Annotated in this window: 16 protein-coding genes and 1 pseudogene; 11 read left to right on the plus strand and 6 right to left on the minus strand. The window is 42.7% G+C overall.

Translation table 11 applies throughout. The annotated features are described in order from the left end of the window. The first annotated feature begins 284 nt into the window (after positions 1–284). The 11 genes and pseudogenes from NQ544_RS14055 to NQ544_RS12315 all read left to right on the plus strand — a co-directional run bounded on the left by NQ544_RS14055 (position 285) and on the right by NQ544_RS12315 (position 7,833). Positions 285–1,316, plus strand: a pseudogene (locus tag NQ544_RS14055) (DUF6043 family protein). A 229-nt stretch (positions 1,317–1,545) separates the two neighbouring features. Further along, positions 1,546–1,833, plus strand: a complete 288-nt coding sequence (locus tag NQ544_RS12270; RefSeq protein ID WP_006849230.1) for a helix-turn-helix transcriptional regulator — start codon at positions 1,546–1,548, stop codon at positions 1,831–1,833. 13 nt (positions 1,834–1,846) lie between these two features. Continuing rightward, positions 1,847–2,602 (plus strand): DUF7833 domain-containing protein, encoded by a 756-nt coding sequence (locus NQ544_RS12275; RefSeq protein WP_153134025.1) that lies wholly within the window; start codon positions 1,847–1,849, stop codon positions 2,600–2,602. A gap of 7 nt (positions 2,603–2,609) precedes the next feature. Continuing rightward, a complete protein-coding gene (locus NQ544_RS12280) occupies positions 2,610–3,188 on the plus strand; it encodes a P-loop NTPase family protein (protein ID WP_006849228.1) in 579 nt (192 codons plus the stop codon). A gap of 417 nt (positions 3,189–3,605) precedes the next feature. Further along, entirely contained in the window at positions 3,606–3,998 is a 393-nt protein-coding gene (locus NQ544_RS12285; RefSeq protein WP_006849226.1) for a hypothetical protein, read from the plus strand. Positions 3,999–4,306: 308 nt separating this feature from the next. Continuing rightward, the gene (locus tag NQ544_RS12290; protein WP_006849224.1) at positions 4,307–4,771 is read left to right on the plus strand and encodes a hypothetical protein; all 465 of its coding nucleotides are present in this window, start codon (positions 4,307–4,309) and stop codon (positions 4,769–4,771) included. After that, positions 4,768–5,880, plus strand: coding sequence for a relaxase/mobilization nuclease domain-containing protein (locus tag NQ544_RS12295; protein WP_006849223.1), 1,113 nt, complete (start codon positions 4,768–4,770; stop codon positions 5,878–5,880). The genes NQ544_RS12290 and NQ544_RS12295 overlap by 4 nt, the downstream gene beginning before the upstream one ends. Positions 5,881–5,886: 6 nt before the next feature. Then, positions 5,887–6,123 carry a hypothetical protein gene (locus tag NQ544_RS12300; RefSeq protein WP_006849222.1) on the plus strand — a complete coding sequence of 79 codons (237 nt, stop codon included), beginning with the start codon at positions 5,887–5,889 and terminating at the stop codon, positions 6,121–6,123. Beyond that, positions 6,120–6,728, plus strand: a complete 609-nt coding sequence (locus tag NQ544_RS12305; RefSeq protein WP_006849221.1) for a hypothetical protein — start codon at positions 6,120–6,122, stop codon at positions 6,726–6,728. The genes NQ544_RS12300 and NQ544_RS12305 overlap by 4 nt, the downstream gene beginning before the upstream one ends. Before the next feature lie 36 nt (positions 6,729–6,764). Further along, positions 6,765–7,418: a ParA family protein gene (locus tag NQ544_RS12310; RefSeq protein WP_006849220.1), complete on the plus strand. Its 654-nt coding sequence runs from the start codon at positions 6,765–6,767 to the stop codon at positions 7,416–7,418. A gap of 4 nt (positions 7,419–7,422) precedes the next feature. Then, positions 7,423–7,833 carry a hypothetical protein gene (locus NQ544_RS12315; protein WP_006849219.1) on the plus strand — a complete coding sequence of 137 codons (411 nt, stop codon included), beginning with the start codon at positions 7,423–7,425 and terminating at the stop codon, positions 7,831–7,833. A gap of 69 nt (positions 7,834–7,902) precedes the next feature. On the opposite strand, the gene NQ544_RS12320 is transcribed toward NQ544_RS12315, so the two are convergent. From NQ544_RS12320 to NQ544_RS12345, 6 genes are all read right to left on the minus strand, one after another. Beyond that, positions 7,903–8,805: a pepsin/retropepsin-like aspartic protease family protein gene (locus NQ544_RS12320; protein WP_006849218.1), complete on the minus strand. Its 903-nt coding sequence runs from the start codon at positions 8,803–8,805 to the stop codon at positions 7,903–7,905. A 31-nt stretch (positions 8,806–8,836) separates the two neighbouring features. Continuing rightward, positions 8,837–10,903 (minus strand): AAA family ATPase, encoded by a 2,067-nt coding sequence (locus NQ544_RS12325; RefSeq protein WP_006849217.1) that lies wholly within the window; start codon positions 10,901–10,903, stop codon positions 8,837–8,839. Positions 10,904–10,906: 3 nt separating this feature from the next. Continuing rightward, the gene (locus NQ544_RS12330; RefSeq protein WP_006849216.1) at positions 10,907–11,413 is read right to left on the minus strand and encodes a hypothetical protein; all 507 of its coding nucleotides are present in this window, start codon (positions 11,411–11,413) and stop codon (positions 10,907–10,909) included. Between the two features lie 59 nt (positions 11,414–11,472). Continuing rightward, complete coding sequence (locus tag NQ544_RS12335; protein WP_006849215.1) at positions 11,473–11,916, minus strand: hypothetical protein; 444 nt, start codon at positions 11,914–11,916, stop codon at positions 11,473–11,475. Between the two features lie 462 nt (positions 11,917–12,378). Then, positions 12,379–13,464: a helix-turn-helix transcriptional regulator gene (locus NQ544_RS12340; protein WP_006849213.1), complete on the minus strand. Its 1,086-nt coding sequence runs from the start codon at positions 13,462–13,464 to the stop codon at positions 12,379–12,381. Between the two features lie 2 nt (positions 13,465–13,466). Next, positions 13,467–17,789, minus strand: coding sequence for a tetratricopeptide repeat protein (locus tag NQ544_RS12345; RefSeq protein WP_006849212.1), 4,323 nt, complete (start codon positions 17,787–17,789; stop codon positions 13,467–13,469). Positions 17,790–17,792: the final 3 nt, after the last annotated feature.

A 17,792-nucleotide genomic window follows, 5' to 3' on the forward strand; every position in this document is an offset into this window, starting at 1 on the left:
AGTTCAAGGAGTTGTGTCATGCACTTGCTACCGAAACTGACATAACCAAAATATCCAAGACATTTGATGTTGACATAGAGTCGCTAATAAATCTCTTGACTGTTTTTATGTGTCTGCAAGAGGAAAATGTGACCATTAATGAGCTTTATACTGAAGCCATAGCAGAAAACGATGTTTTTTTGTATGCCCTTTGTTGTTATTTGTATTTTGATAATGGACAGGAACAGGCATTCAAAAGCATAGAGATACGCAAAGATGTATTACGGAGGTTTGGCATGTTGGAGATGGTGGAGAGTATAGTGGAGCAAAAGGAGGTGGAGGAGAATGAAGAACTTTCAACCATTGAGAAGGACTTGAACCTTCTGACTCTACGACGTTGGCATTATGACCATCCCCAAAAGTATGCGGAGTTCCTTGACAGTGTGAATAAAGCTTGCGATGGTGACATGACTTTTGCGACGAAAGGATTCAATAGTCTGATGGACATATTATCACTTGGAGGTGTCAAGGATATGATGGCACTAATATCATGCTTTGTACCTGATACCGATGGATACACGAAGAACATAGTGTCATCGGAAAACTTGTCATTCCATGACAAACTGGGTAGTATTTTGGACTCGTCTTTGAATAATGAGGCAACCAGGCAGAAAATCCTGAGCAATAATCCACATTTTAATAGCACCCTTTACTGGTTGGCTTTTGATAACGGCTTCTCAAATGCGGTTGAAATCATTTCAAAGAATCTTTTGAGTGATGGCAATCTTGGCTTTATAAAGACGCTTGGAATAGAGGCAATACAAAGTCTGGTATATGCAAGTTTTGAGAAGGCAGGATATACAAAAGGCCAATGGAAGAATATAGAGAAGGGCCCTACAAAAAAAATTGTAGCCTCTGCACTTATGGACTTGAAAGGCAGAAGAGGACGCAGAGACACCTGTCTGCTTCTTGAAGAAATGATATGCCCAGAATATCGTGACCAGATAATCATGGAGATGGATTAGATGATAGCAGAAGATAAACAGTTTAATGATACAGATTCCATCTTTGCGTACATCTTTGCGGCTTTGGACAAATGCCAACTGCTCAATGACAAGTATTCCTATCGCAGTTACCATAATGCTTTGAGAGAAAAGTTTCCTCAGTATGTGATAAAGATGGGCTTTGATCATGCAGAGGCATTGTATCACGCCTTGACAAATAGAAATGACTATAACATTAGTATAACGGGTAAACAGGTTAAGCAAGCAGAGAAGCACGTGCGTGATATAGTTGTTCGTTTCCGAATGCTTATGTCACCTGACATTATTCAATAGTGCTACAGATGTAGCGGTTTTCATTAATCTACTTTTATTCCCCTTTCGTTTTGAATGATGGCAAAACGGAGGGAATTTCTAGTTTTTATCCGGATGTTTTGAGGACATGTGTTAAATATTCTCCTCTTTTTGTTAATATCACCTCGGCAGAAATCGTAGTATTTTTTGCCGAGGTTTTATGTTTTGCAATCTCACTAATTTTGCAGCAGAAATCAAAACATAGAACTATATGACAGGAAATTTTATAATGTTACAGGATGGCGAGCTTAAAGCCTTCATAACAGAAATTGTACAAGAGATCTTAAACGGACAAAAGCCCGTAGAACAGGCATCGCTTGAAGAAGAGTATTACACACGTGACCAGGTATGTGACCATCTACATGTTTCCACCACCAAACTCTGGCGTATGGAGAAAAATGGTGACATCACTGCTCATAAACTTGGACGACGTAGCTTGTATTCAAAGAAGGCTGTTGATGAACTTATCAAGTCCAAGAATGTTAACGCTAAAAAATAACAAAGAAGAGTTTATGAACATGTTTAATTTGGTAGCAAGGTTCTGGCGCATGGCAGAAGATTCTGGTTCTACCACCAGCGAAGCTGCGTTATACTTCTACTTGCTTAACAGAGCCAACACGCAGATGTGGAGAATGCCAATACGTTGTCCCACTGCGATAGTCTGTGTCTATCTCAATACAAGCAAACAAAATGTGATGAAGGCACGTGAGGGGTTGAGACGAAAGGGGCTCATAACTTTTACTCCTGGTTCTGGCATTAACGACAATCCTCTTTACACCTTAACGGAATCAAATGAACAGTTGTTTGGTCAGATGTCGGGCGAGTTGTCGGATAAGTTGCCGTCTCAATTCTCGGGTCAGTTGTCGGAGTCGTTGTCACCTTTAAAAGACAAAGAAAAAGACAAAGAAAGCTCAATAACAAACGCACGTATGAAAACAGTTTTGGGATTGGATGATTTGGAAAGAATGTTTCTTGCTGATCAAGAGTGGATAGAATCGGTATTCAGACTTCTTCTATCAAAAGGCATGACGGACGCAAGTATAGAGATGGTGAAGGAAAAAGTCAGTATGTTCTTTCAGTACCTGAGAGCAACTGGGCAGTCAGAAAGAGAACAGAATGACTGCAAGAATCATTTCGTAAATTGGCTGGTCAAACAGCCGTTAAACAACAAATTCTACAATGGAAGTAACAAGCAAGGACATCATGACAAGTGTAGAGCGGTTGAAGCAATACCTACTAAGTCGTCGGACTACGAAGGCTCGTTTTAGGCTTGATATGACAGAAGAAATGGCCTACAACTATCTGTTGGCGGCATGTATGGCCGAGGTTGAGTATCGTCATCGTGAATTTATCTACAACGACGAAGTAAAGTCTCAGTTGAATCAGATGGCGCACTGGCTAACGTCCAATGATTCTAAGTTCGGAATACTCCTATGTGGAGAGTGCGGCAACGGTAAGAGTACTATGCTTAAAGCTTTTCAACAACTATTGAATCATTTGGAGATACTAAATCCCGATGACCATAGCAGCTACGGAATACGAATTGTGGATGCCAAATATATTGCCCAGTTGTGCAAGGATAACTATCAAAAGTTTCTGGAACTGGCGAAAACAGATATGCTTGGCATTGACGATTTGGGTACAGAACCCATGGAGGTATTGGCTTATGGTAACGTCTACACGCCCGTGATTGATTTGCTGACCAAGCGTTACGACGAGCAGCTGTTTACCTTTATAACCACGAATCTTACTCCTCAAAAAATCCGTGAACATTACAAAGACCGTATAGCAGACCGTCTCAATGAGATGGTTGAGAAAATTATCTACACTAATGACTCTTATCGAACAATTTAATCATTAACTTGGCGAAAGCCATATACTATCTGATTTTGCAGAGGGATTCAGTGAAGAGGACAATATGGACTCTGTACATGCTGTTGACAATGTAGTCTTTGTGGACAATGTGGACTTGACAAACGGGATTCGATCATCCATTGAAAAAGTACACAAAGTAAACAAGGTGGACAAAGAATACAAGCTTTACAGAAGAAACATTAACCACTTCTGATAACGGAGGTAAGAAACAGAGTTATAGACTGCCTTTTTGAACAACAGACAACGGCACAAGGCGCCAAGCCCTTTGAATGGACATTCATCTGGTCAGTCTCACTCTTTTTCCCTTTTGTTAAGTTCTGGTTATTCACTCCCCTCTTAACATGGCAGACAAAAGTCCTCTGTCTGCTTATTATTAACATTAAAAATGTATTTGATATGAATACTACTTCAAACCGAAATGGTGAGCATTTGCCAGTGGTAAGACTCACCAACCGCGACATCCAACGCATTGCTAAGGCTGTCGGTAGCGAGATTGGAAAACAGGTCATTGCAGCAATGCGTATGGACGTAGAGCCTTCTAGCATCTCGTCTGATGAAGCAACCCTTCAGGAGCGTCTGATGAAAATTCACGACCTCCGCATGGAGAACGAGCGTTTGAAAGAGCGTATTGATTCTTGCATGGCACGCATCGCTTCTACTAACGAATCTTGTGCCAGTGATTTTACATCTGGCGAGGATTTCTCCCCTTCTGATGAAGCCCTCAGCATCTTGAACTTTGCTTTTGGCTGTGATGAAAGAACAGGAACTTGGCGTCGTCTCCGTCGCTAAACGAGCAGTCTGTCATCAGAAATAAAGGCCTGACGACGGCTCTGCCGAGCTGTATATGTGACTAAGTAGGTAGGGACTGTTTTGAGGGTGGCGAGTTTAGTTTATTGTGCCACAATAAACGCCCCAAATGGATGCCTCCCAAGACAATGAAGAGATTACCTTCAATAAAGTCAAACTCTTTCATTGGCCAGAAGACCACCCATTACTCGTACCCCTCAAAACGATGAAGACTATCCATCTACCAAGGCTGACGGAAAATCTTCTGTCCTTACCTTTTTCTACTAATATATAACAAAAAAGACTATTGCATGTCGAAGTATAAGAACAAGGATCCCGATTCGGGAGAATACGTAAAGAGGTCTGCAGGAAGACCGAAACTGTCCGAAGGTTCTGTTCGCACCATCGTGAAGAAGTTCCGAGTTAACCCGATGGAGAATCTGAATATCCAGACCAGTTTTGGAAAATCTCGTAAGAAGAAAGAAAGTGACTACCTGAGAGACGTGACTCAGTTTGGCAAGATTTTCGCTATTGCCTCACCTGAGGAGCTGCAACTGGGACGTGAGTATGCTGGTGCCCTGAATAACCTGAGCCAATTTGTTGCCATGGGGCATAAATACGGTATGTCCAAGTTCATCGAAGACCAGGTCATGGAAGTGGTCAGTCTTCTTAAAACAGGACTGGAAAAGCTCTACCATCCACACCGCTTCATAAAGCGTGAGGAACTGGAGGGCGTTCCGATTGTTGAACCTAACGAAGAGGAGATTACATCATGATGGCGAAAATCAAGGATAACATTGCATCCTTTGGCGGACGTGTCAACTATGTCAACAACCCCAAGGAGAAGAACAGCACCATCCTTGCCAGCAATGGATTATTGCTTGAAAGTAATCGCACGATTACTGAGAGTTTCAATTTCCAGGCGGCAGCAAATCCAAGAGTCACGAATCCTTCTGGGCATATTGCCATTGGCTTTGCTCTTCAGGACAAGTCAAAAATGACTGATGAACTTATGACTACCATCTGTCTTGACTATATGGCACGAATGGGTATTACTGAAACTCAGTTTCTTCTTGTCAGACATAGGGACAAAGACCATGACCATGCTCACCTTTTATACAATAGGGTTAACTACGATAGGAAGACTATCAATGCTAATAACTTCAAGAAGAACATGAAGGTGTGTCGTGAACTTAGTCAGAAGTACGGACTTTATATTTCAAGCGGAAACGAGCAGATGAATCTTGATCATCTTCGAGGTAAGGAGAAGCATAGGTACGAACTTATGGCTAAAGTCACCGAGGCCCTGGAGGAAAGCCATAGCTGGGACGACTTCAAGGAGGCTCTTCTTTCTGAGGGTGTCACTGTTGAGTTCCGCTTTGACAAGGTGATTGGCGAGCGTGTTGGTATCAGTTTCAAAGATGGCGAGTACAAGTTCAAAGGTTCTGCCCTGGGCAAGGATAAGTTCTCTCTCCCTGCTCTCGACAGATACTTCAAATACGAGGAAGCCAAGAACAAGGTGTACACAGACGAGTACAACCAACGCTACAGAATTGATCCAGAGTTCCCGGATATACGTCAGTACGAATATGTGGAGAATGAGGATGTAACCCTTGTGGACAAAGTACACACCGATGAACCATTTGACATCAACAATGTGTTTGACTTCTCACAGAAATTCTCTGATTCTGGTTCAAGTTCTGCTGATGAAGGTTTTGGCATTGGTCGCAAAATTGCAGCTGCTGCTCTTGAACTGGCCATGGGTGGAACAGAAATAGCCCAGACTTCGGGCGGTGGCGGTAACAGTTCTTCCGGTGGATGGCGTGATGATGACGATGATAAAGAAGAGAACAAGAACAAGTATAAAAGAAAAGGAAGGAGGTGATTTTATATGGCAAACAACGTAACACAACTACAGCAGACTGTTAACAATCTTGGCGCGATTGTGGCAGCCATCAAGAAAAATGAGGACGACATCCTCAAACGTGTAGAGAAGTTAGAGGGTAACTCCAAGATTATCCATGCGCGTGACGAGAAGCGTGAGATCGAGGATGCAAGCAAGCGAACAATGGAGTCGATCCTGTTCCTGCCCAAGGGTGCAGTCTGCCCTGCACCAAGGCTGAGTTGATTGAATGGATTCAGTATGCCGTGCATCAGGAGTTCTTCATTCTTGCAGAGAGTATAACACATGAGGCTTACATCGCTTCTCCAGAGGTGACTTATGCCAAGTGGTGCGAGAACAACAAGGATTTATTGGAGAAGATGGCTTCCATGAAGGAGAAGATGGACACCTTGTCTGGGTCTCTTAGAACCAATGACGAGTCCATGAAGCAACTAAGGACTGATGTCGGCAATTATGGTTTTCTGCTGAACAATCACAACGAGAACCATATCCGTACTGATGAGAAGGTTGACTACATGGCTAAGACGTTCAACAACCAAAGCATTCATCGCAAGCTCATGGAGTGGGTTCATCTAAAATGGTACAAGAGTCCTGTTGCATGGACGATTATATACATTTATGCGATAACTCTCGTTGTGCTGTGCCTTTATTCTGTTAAGGTTGAGAAACTGAGTACGGCTGCGGCAACACACAACATCATGGATGTATATTTCCGTAACGATTCCATCTACAATTCCACCTATCGACAGATTCATGACATAGTGGAGGACGAAGGTGTGGATGCTGTCATAGAGCGCATGAAGAAGAATCAGAGAATGTTGAAGAAGTGATGTATACTGATTTGTTAACTTTTAATTGATTTCCGTATGGATAATAAGATTATTCTATTCTCAAACCTGAAGGGTGGGGTCGGAAAAAGTTGCCTGTCGGTGCTTTTCTCTACCTACCTTCATGAGCAGGGCATTCCGGTTATGGTGGTTGATGCTGACATTCAGCAGTCAATCTTCCGTCACCGTCAGCGCGAGTTGTCGGAGAACCCGTATGCCGCTCTACCCTGGCAGCTCCAGCCATTCAATTCTGATGACTTGGAAACTGTCAAGTCTGTGATTGAGTCGCTAAAGCAGGTTCCTGCTTGTATCGTCGTTGATTGCCCTGGCAATATCAATGACCGTGCACTTGGTATGTTCTATCAGGGTGCAGATGTTGCCGTGACTCCTGTTCGTTATGACAGCGACAATCTGGATGCTACCCAGATATTCGCTGAGGTATTCAAGAGTGTGAGCAAGGCGAGGATGTTCTTCATTCCCAACAGCATTGCAGCAGTTGAGGAGCGGAGAAACGAGGTGCAGGAGGCACGTGAGTCCGCCAAGAATCTGCTGGGGCCTTATGGAACGCTGACACCTCGCATCAAGCAAAGCGTTGTTGTGAAGTGCTACAGTACCATACTGCCATTGACCACGTATCAGCGTAATGCCGTGAAGTTTGCATTCGAACCTATCATTGACTATATCAAGAAGTAGGCCTATGTCGGACACAAACAACAATCAGGCATTGGTAGAGTTGCCAAACCTGAGCGATATTGTAAGAAGAAACACAGGTGCTGTTCCTCAGCAGGTTCAGAAACAGCAGGTAGCAGTTACAGAACCTGTTGCAGAAGAGACGAATCAGCTAAAGACTACACCTCCAACAGGTAAAGCTCCTCCAAAGAGGAAAATTTCCAAGGGCTCATCCGACAAATCGTCGGGTCAGCCTTCGGAACACTTTACCTTCATCTGTGATAATGTTATTGTAGAGAAGATAAAAGCTATTGCTAGCCGTGAAGGCTTTACCATCCGTCAGGTAATGGAACTTTTTCTCAACCACGGCATTGATGCCTATGAACGCAAGCATGGTTCTGCCATATTTGTAGGTAAAGACATCAAAGACCTCTTGTAGATGAAACCGATTGGTAATAGGCTAAATACTTATCACCAATCGGTTATATTTTATGAATGTCACACCTAATCACTCATCCTTCCTCTGGAACATCACCCCTGTTCCAAAGTCCAGCACCCACTTGTTCTTGTGCATGAAGTTCGAAGACAACATGCCTGAGATAGGCATGAGGTCATTGCCTTCTGCATCCTTCAAACCGTCCATTATATATTGGCAATTGCTGATGACCTGTACTTTGTCGTTTTGAGTGTATAGCTTAGGGCATTCTGGAGTTCCACCCACGCTGATGATGCTCAACGTGACATCGTACAATGCAGTTTCCAACGTATCTGTGGTAAAACAGGTTACAGTTCCCTCGTTATCCAAATGTCTTACACAGATTCCTGCATCATCCATCAAGTGCTTTGTTATGACCGTATCATTTGCTCCAGAATCTGCCACCATCAGATACTCCTTATCGCCATAGACAAGTCCTACGACAGGAATGTTGTACTGCTTTAATCCGTATGACATCGTGAAGAAGAACGCATAATCCTCTGGATTGCCTTTAATAGATCCTTCTGAAGCATGTAATGTTTCCGTCTCGTAGTCAAGCACCATGTTGTTGCGCCTTAGAAACTCATGCCCAATGATGCCGATGAATGGGCCGTCGAACATCTGATCAAAGTCCATTTCCTTGTTGACATAGAAGGTATCGGAGAACACTCCATTACCTATGCGAAATGACAACGAATAACCTTGACACTCCACACCTCTACCTTGTACAGAATGAATCTTCATCGTTTTCCCCTCTATGGGAGCATCGTCATTGAGATTAGGAAGAACAGACTTGTTCAGAATACAGTTTACCGAACCGGTGTCTATCATCATGACACCGATGTAAATCTGCTCATCCTTTCCCTTGAATGCAGCTTTGACAATTGGGAATTTCGTCTCTTGTATGTCTCTCAGTTTTGCTGTGAATTTCTCCATGTTTATCTTTCCGGTTTGAGAAGAGCCCCCATCATTCCTCGATGGGTTGCTCTTCGTTGAACTCCTGCTTCTTGATTCGGCGAATCAGGTAAGCAATTGCTTTTGGTACTTTCTCGCGACACACCTTCAGTTGGGCAAGGAACTCCTCTTCTGTAGCATCAGAGTTGAAGAGATCCACCAACTCGCAGTTGTTGTCCGACAATTTGTCGAGCTGCAGGCCATGCTTCTGCATCAATGTGCGCAAGGCAAGGATGCCGAGGTCGTACTTTGGCCGTGCTTCCACCAGCTTTCGCATGAGATCAAGACCTGGATCACCAATGTGCATCTCATTGAGCATGGCAATCATGAAGAGTACCTTTGCGTCAGGTGTTGCCATCTCGAACACATTCGCCAACTGGCAGTTCGTTTCGTCAGCTTCCGTGTAGCGTTCAAGCTTTGCCAAAGCGCGCGACTTCACGTACAAAGCCTCCGCACATTGATGACCTTCTAGGACCTCACCGATGAGAGCCAAGGCATCCTCGTACTTCTGAGCGTAGAGACTCAACAAGGCTGCAATGTACTTCGGAGCCCAATGATTTGAGCGGTGAAGACTTTCTGGTACGCCCTCTATTGTCCCATACAGATGTTCGTCACACACCAGTATGTCCAGGAAACGCTTTGCCTGCTGCATCGCCTCCTTGAAGTCGCCATCCTCAGCCTTCTTTGCCACGAGCATCAGGTACTGTTTGGCAGCCTCATCGTAGTCGTTCTGCTGAAGAGCGCCATAGACAGCCTTGCCACTCTCGATCTCGTTGCCAATCTGCTGTTCGTTGTTGTACTCGCTTGCGTAAGTGAGCACTTCACGACTGGTGTGGGCATACTGAGGAATGACGTTCTTCGAGAGGTAAAGACCTTCCAGCGTACGCACACGGCTGAGTGCTACGTAGAGCTGTCCTGCTGCAAACATACCTCGGCTCAGGTCGAGCGAGAGTTTGTCAAAGGTCATGCCTTGGCTCTTGTGTACCGTTATCGCCCATGCCAACTTCAGAGGGTATTGGGTGAAGGTACCTGTTAGTTCCTTCTTCATTTTGCGCTCTTCCTTGTTGTAGTCGTAGCTGTACGATTCCCATGAGCAACAAGGCACAACATACGTCTCGCCATTGTTGAGCGTAACGCTAATCTCGTCCTTGTTGAGCTTAGTCACCTTTCCGAGCGTACCGTTTGCCCAACGTTTCTGCTGGTCGTTGCGTGTAAACATCACCTGAGCACCAACCTTCAGGCGAAGTTTCAACTCTACAGGGAAGCGTTTCTCCTCAAAGGTTCCGTCAACTGTACCTTCGTATACGAACTCCTCTGCGTCAATCTCCTCCAGTCGCTGAAGGTTGATCTTGTCGGCAGTCTTGTTGATGGAAGCTAGGGTAATGACAGCACCATCTTCCTCGCCTGGTGTGTGTACACGACCATTGAGGTGCATGATGTTCTCGGGTGTCACCTTGTTCATGCGGACGTTTTCCAAGATGTGAAGGAAGTGTTCATCATCCTGACGGTACACCTTCTGGAACTCAATCTTCACCAATCGCATGCGCTTGATGGCATCCGACTTGTAGAAGAAAAAGTCATCTGTATGGTACAAGTCCTTCAGCAAGTCTTTTTCTGGACCTTGCTTCACCACAGGAGGCAACTGGAACATGTCGCCCACGAAGATCATCTGCTTGCCTCCGAATGGCATGTTGTTTCTGAGTGCCTTACGCATGGTGTAGTCGATGGCATCCATCACGTCACATCTTACCATCGACACCTCATCGATGATGATGGTATCTGCATGGAGGAGGGTGAGGATTCTTGCTTCGTTCATCTTTCCGCAGGTTCCAGGAGTGCAAACCTCCATCGGAAGACCGAAGAAAGAGTGAATGGTATCACCACCGGCAAGGATAGCTGCCACACCTGTTGGCGCAAGGGTGATGAACTGTTTTCCGACCAACTTCTGCACATTGTGGAGGAAGGTTGTCTTACCGGTACCAGCACGTCCTGTGAGGAAGAAACTGGAGTTTGTATTGGCAACAAGCTCGTATGCAAGTTGCTGCTCGTGGTTCTGTGGGTCTATCTGTGTGTTCTGCATGTCCTACTTCTGTTCGATTTGTGGGAGGATTTGGGTGAGACGTGTGTTGAAGTCGCTGTCGAGGAAGCTCTTGTAGCAACCTTCGACGATACCTTTGGCTTGTGCTTCAAGTTGTTCCTTCGGCATGGATGACCTCTGTGCCTTCAGAACGCCTTCGAAGTAGTTGCGCACCATGGTTTCCGACTCCTGACGGATGAACTCTTCGTTGCGAAACGTCTTGCCGTAGTCGCGCTTTTGTACGAGTTCCAGCCTTTTGCCGTTGAAGGCATAGACTTCGATGCCGTCGATGTAGGTCCAGGTATGGTAGAGTCCCACCTTTTCCACTATGACGATGCGGTCGCAGAATCGTACGCCTTTGTAGTAGCGGTGTCCGTTGCCGCTCTCGTATTCCTCGCAGAGGAACATCTTCTGACCTTCGTCCCACACAGGAACGTGAACTCTTGGGTTGCCGAATGTTGGCAGGATCTTGTCGAACAAGTCTTTGTTGATCGCTTTTGTAAGTGATGCCATCTTCTTGTCTGTTTTTCTTGGTTTGTAACTTTGGTTGTCCTTCTCTCTGTGCCCTAGGCTTATCGGAGCAACTTCTGCTGGGTTTCCTCGATCATGTTTCTGGAGAAGGCGAGCAATTGGCTGTCAGCGATGACGCTTCCCATGGCTTTTGCCTGTCCTGCGAGGAAGTCCTTCAGCATGATGATGCTCTCTTCCTTAGCTGTGCGCTCGTTGAAGCATCTCCAGTTGCAGCCGCCCCAGAACTTCTGTGCGATGATGTTCGCCTTCTGGCCGTTCCATGCGAAGAGCGTGATGCCGTTCAGGAAGGTGTGAGCGTAGCCTTCACCTATGTGGTAGTACACGGCAAGTCGGTCAGAGAGGCGGATTGCCTTGTAGTAGGTGTTGCCAGCAGCGCTGGTGTAACCAAGGGTGAGGTACACGTTCTTCTCAGGATTGTAGGTGAGAGAACTGCCCGAGAGGGCTGGGAGTGCCTTTGCGGCAACGAGTGCGAGTGATGTGTTCATCTTCGTTTCGTTTTGAGTTTGTCTGTTTAGCGGAATAGGCCGCCACCTCTGTTGTTGATAAATAAAATAATGTATAAACAAAACCAACTCTCTCGGAATTGCGGTGCAAATTTACAGACTTTTTATCGTCCTGCCTAAGCTTTTCCCAAGTGTATTGGTTCCTCTCGATTTGGAACCAATACACCGGATGTACGCATTACTTCCTTCCTGCGAAGTAAGCTGTGATTGCAGTACCAATAGCTGAGCAGATAGCAGCAGCTAACATCCAACGATCTTTTTCTGTCATGGGCGTTTCTGTTTTTGTTGTTTCCATTTGTGTATTGTTTTTGTACACCACCAACGATTTGCAGCGTCAACTCCAAGGTGGTGTTGAAGTTTGACGCTGCAAAGGTAATACGTTTTTCGCAAATAAAATCAAGTAGTCGTGTGTATAATGGTTCCTCTCATTTTGGAACCATTCCGCTATTCATTCTTGGGGTATAAAGTTGCTAATTCACGCACCCGTTGTGCCATTTCATCTCTAACAGATTCTGGTGAAATCACCTCCAATCCTGCTCCCATTTGAAGTATGCGTCCGTAGAACTCGTTGTTCGGCTCAACATCAACAGAAAACTCAGCATACTCACCATCTTCATATAGGGCGTATGGCTTAACAACGGTGTAACTCTGATGAAGAGGCTTCGTGTCCATCAACTTATAAATATATAATGATCGCGCACGTATAATAATATGCTCCTTCTCTGCATCTTTCATGTGACTCACGCCAACGATGTCCTCAAAGAACCCATCATAGAAATGCTTTGGTGCTGACACATATTCTATTCTTGACCTCTCACGAGGCTTTGACTGTATTCTGTCAAGAGCAATGTTATAGCCATACTCCGGCTCCCTTCCTTCTGTATGACCGAACAGATGCCATCTGCCGTTATACTCCTTCAGGTAGTGTGGGTGGAACATCAGCGTGACCTCTTCCTCATCGAAAGGTTTGTAGTCAATCTCCAGTACAGTTTTGTTTGTGATGGCTTCATACAACGATGGCAGGTACTCTATGTTGGTCAGAATACGATCAAGACTTGCACTTATTACCTGTTCTCCCTTTTGTCGTTTGGCTTTCATGTCCAGCAAGTCCTGACAATCTTTGAAGAAATACTCCAACCATGATTTAGGGAAGAACCCAGCAGAATCCTGACAGAACTTCCAGTACTGACGCAGATTATTTATAGCCTTAGCGTTTCGCATATCTGCGAGAGGATCATTGTCCTTGCCTACATAACGGAAACGCTTATTTCGGTTATTCCCTTCCTCTTCAAAGCAATCGTTCCCAACCTTCTCGCAGATAGCCTTCTTTACTATGCCAACAGTCTTCTTCAGCTCGCCATAACCTTCGCAGTTGGATAGGTTTGCGGGTAGTTCTTCTGTAGAACATCCCAATCTGTCTGCCATAATATCCGCATAAGTAACCCATCGGCGACTCATAAGCCACCGATAGGTTACTATGGCAAATTCTGCCTTATAACTTTCGCCATCAAAGAGATTCATGCGTTGCATATTTATTCCTCACAGGCAGGTCTAATATTAATCGCGAATCCGAATGGAAGATTTGTTTTCGGATTTATTGTTTCAAAAATATCAAATACAACCTCTTCATTATCACGATAGTCGTATTGCGAAGGATTACAATCTGGAGCAAATCCATTATTTCTATCGACAATATAAGTGAGTGTTCGGGTACTTATACGATCACGTCTATCGTTGATAAAACCATGGAGATTCTTCTTGCCATCTTTATCAATAGTTTTCTCCTTAAATTTAGACAAATCTATAGTACCGACAACTCTTGGCTGCAGTACTGTCGCTTCCTTCGTTTCTATTTCTTCAGCTGTTGGCTCTTCTTCTATTAGAACTTCTGTTGGAACATAAGATTTCTCAAGTTCCTCAAATGTTGTTTCAGTTTCATCCTGTTCGTCATAGATTTCGGAACTATTAACTACATTTTCAGGTCTAAAATCATACAATCCTGGTCCACTATAAGAAAAACCTAACACACCACGTAGGGTTTGACCTTCATCGTGAAGTATTTCGAATCCCTTGGCATTAAATGTTACTTCTACACCGCAAAGCATCTTTAAGATACCTTTATTATTGTGTATATGATGTATAACACCTGTTACCGTGTCAGCATCGGTATCTTTCATGTTCTTGTCTATAATGCAATGAATGTCATCTCTTTCGCCTAAGTAACATTGAGGTAAAACTGTACCTTTGTCAAATCTCTTTGCAAAGTCTTCTGACTTTCTAAAATAAGTCGAAGCTAACGAGGTTAACTCGAGATTAGGAACAGCTCTCTTAATAGATTTAGCGCAATAACAAACTGCTAGATAGAAGCAAGCATTTAAGTACCCCCATCCTAATTGACTATTTTCGTCATATTGACTTTCCCATTCTTTGAGCAAATCGATGGCCTCATCAAGGGAGTATTCTTCGTTGCCATAAAGCTTAAGCATAAACATTGTTTCAAAACTCTTGACATCACCTTTGTTCTTTTGAAACTCCAATATTCCTTCAATTTCTTTGCGCTCTTGTCTAGTCAGATTTCTATATGCCTTGCGAGTGTTTTTTGTAGAAGTTTTACTGTATACAATAGACTTGAGAAGTAAATTACCATAGAATAATTTCTTCTCTTCACTTGCATTGTTATACATTTTGCGATATTTATCTATTGACTCTTTGCTCCTGCCAACAAGATTTTCATGATATGCTCTTACACTTTCATATATGTAGTAAGAATTAAGAATTTGGGTTAATCCGTCATTTTTAAATGCATAGCATATTTGTTCAAACATATCAAGAACAACTCCCAACTTTTCTGTATAATCTGAAAATACATAATCAGTTTCACAGAAAGTATAATCTGTTGCTTGAAGCAATTTTTGGCCAAACTCTATAGCTTCTTTAAACAATTGACTTTCTGCCGCATATCCATAAGGGCTAGCAGGGCTTAATTGGATGCTTTTCTCAAACGCTTCATAAGCTTGCTGAACCCAATCTTCAAGGCAATCGCGAATGCCACGAACATCTATTTCTTCAAACTCTTTCGTTTGAAGATCTCTATGGAACATCTTTGTGAGAGCGTTTATTCTACGGCGAAGTAACATTCCCTGCATATGATACAAATCCGTATCGTCCGGATTAATATCAAACGCTTGGTGAAGTTGGTCTTGTGCATCAATAAACAAACGATCATCGACAGTTATAAATTTACTCATGTTTGCTTTCTCATACAAGAAACGAGCAAAATGTCCTCTAAAGACGGCATCCTCAGGGAAAGCTTCGACTAAAGAATGAAATAAAGATTCAGCTCTTTCAATATCATTAAGATCTTTTACTAACAAAGAGAATTTGTTTCTGATGTTAGCGGCTTTATCTTCGAGGGCTCGATAGTCAGCATTTTTTCTTATGACAAATACACTATAAAGCATATCCTTGTCATCAGAGCCTAATTCGCCTGCGGCTTGGCACAGAGAGATAAATTCCTTCGCAATCTCTGATAGTCCAGCCTCCCAATTTGATTTGTATGCTCCAAGAATAAATGTAGAAAATCTATTATAACGAGGACGCCAAATACCAGTATTAGAACCTTCCACAGTCTCTTCTATCAAAATCTTCTTAATAGCATTTACGACTTCTGGAGGATATGACATTATAGAAAATTTACCTTCAATTTTCCATATTGATTTTAGCAATGTTTGATTTACGCCTAGGTCAGAGTACTTAAATACAAAGCCAACGAATGCACAAAATTTAACTAAATTATCTGGCAAAACGCCCATCCATTCTTGTACGTAAGAACCGAGATTTTGGCTGGTTTTATTATCTCTGAGCATTAATGGGAAATCAACGACCTCTAAATTGTTGTGCTGTCTCTTTTGATTTTCCAGAAGAGACTCATTTAATCCTAGTTGTTTATACTTATCTTCAAATCTCAGAAGTTCATTTGCTTTTAATGATGATTCTAGCAGAACAACATTGTCCTTTGGTGTATGGTATGATCCAGTGAAAGGCTCAATGTAAAAGAAAACAACTTTCTTTCCTGCATCTGACATCCTTTTTACAAGATAGTCAAATTTTTCTCTACCAATATGTTTAGACTCTACCATTGCTAGAATAGGAGTGTTTTCCGTTTTCTCTGAAAGTTGACACAAATACTGGTCGGTTATACGAAGGTTGCTGCAATTCTTTATGTCTACAACAGTACATGACAAGAGTCCACTCTCATCATCCTTTGTTATATCATAGCCAAGCCTTTTTGCTAAAGTTGTAGCGCCACTGCCAGGCCTATGACGAAGAGTAAAAATGGATGTTTTTCGAATTGTACGAATCAAATCTGTTACTTTTGAACGTACGATTCTATACAAGTCTCGTTGAACGTCACATTGTTGTTCCAATTCTTCCCATGTAATCTCAGCGCCAGAATAAAAATCCCATTGTGACTTTTCTGAATTATCCTTCGTAGGGCAATAGAAATCAATACCTGCTGCATGATATCGTTCTTTTGCTTCAGAGATATCTAATGATTTGCCCCTTAATAGTAGTTTGGTCGCGTTGATTTCTTTTTGAGGCTTGATTTCACTTACATGTACTAAAAAATCTGCAAATGTGGCTTCAACAAAGAATACCTGTACACCAGAATACTCCGCCCATTCCTCAAGTTTCTCTTTGTATGCGAGATTACTTGTAAATGAAATGATTTTACAACGGTTAGCCACAGCATCCCAATCTTCAAAAACATCCTCTAACTTCAAGAAAAGTTTTTCTGTAAGACCAAATGCATTATTTGAAAAATCAAAAATAATATAGTCTTTGGTTAATCCTGTCTTGACAAGCTTTGCGAATGTTTTAGAAAATAATTTGGGAGTATTTTTTAAAGTAGTTCTATCGTCCAATCCGCCCAAATCTACACGCCCCTTTGCAAATAACCAATTAGTGAGATTTGAAGCACCTGTTACTTCGCTGATATTATCAGTAATTATGCGTATAGATGATTTTTTGAATGATGGAGCCTGCTCGTAAAGACCATCTGATGTTTTTTTGTTTAAATCAACGATAAAATGCCAATCTAAACGGAATACGTCTTGCAGTCTTCCTGCTTTCAATGTTTGTCCGTAGTTATCTTGTAACGTTTCTGGAAGAAGCGCTACGTAGTAATCATCTGTTGATTGTTCTAGATTATGTGTTATGTTGTCCAGTATTGAAAAATCATTGCTTACGTGAATGGCTTTTTCAATATTAATGTCTGGCTTTATTTCGTTTTTTATAGGCATATCAAGAGATGCAAAGAATACTGCAGCCTCTTCGCTTACCTGCGTTTTTAAATCGTTAAATGCCTTTACGAAAAATGTTGCGCAAGAATCAGCCTGAGTTTTTTCGTCTAAAGAGGAATCTGCTGTATGCATTACTACTTCACTTGATGTATTGTAGTACTCTATCATATAATCCAGGCAGGTGTCTATTTTTACCTTGATTCTTTTTGACTTCGGAAACTGTCCTGGATCAAAAAGAGTCGGGAAAGCATAGTACATGGTCGACTTTGCAAGAGTTATAAAGAAAGAACCTTCTGGCTCTCTTGGTTGGGGTATTTGTACCAAGTTGCATACTTTGTTGCGAAAATCAAGGTCAAAAGAACTATCTCCGGCTATAATTTTTGAAGCCATCTCTTCTTCACCCTTGATTTTCATAGTATCGTATATCAGAAATTTTCCGATTAATTCTATACTTTTTCTTGTATGAAAGAAGTAATGCTCATAGTCTCCCTTGTTATAGAATTCTATGGACATGTTATATTGTTCCTTTAATTGTTCTTGAATATTTTCCATAAA

The sequence above is a fragment of the Segatella copri DSM 18205 genome (assembly GCF_025151535.1).
GTDB classification, from domain to species: domain Bacteria; phylum Bacteroidota; class Bacteroidia; order Bacteroidales; family Bacteroidaceae; genus Prevotella; species Prevotella copri.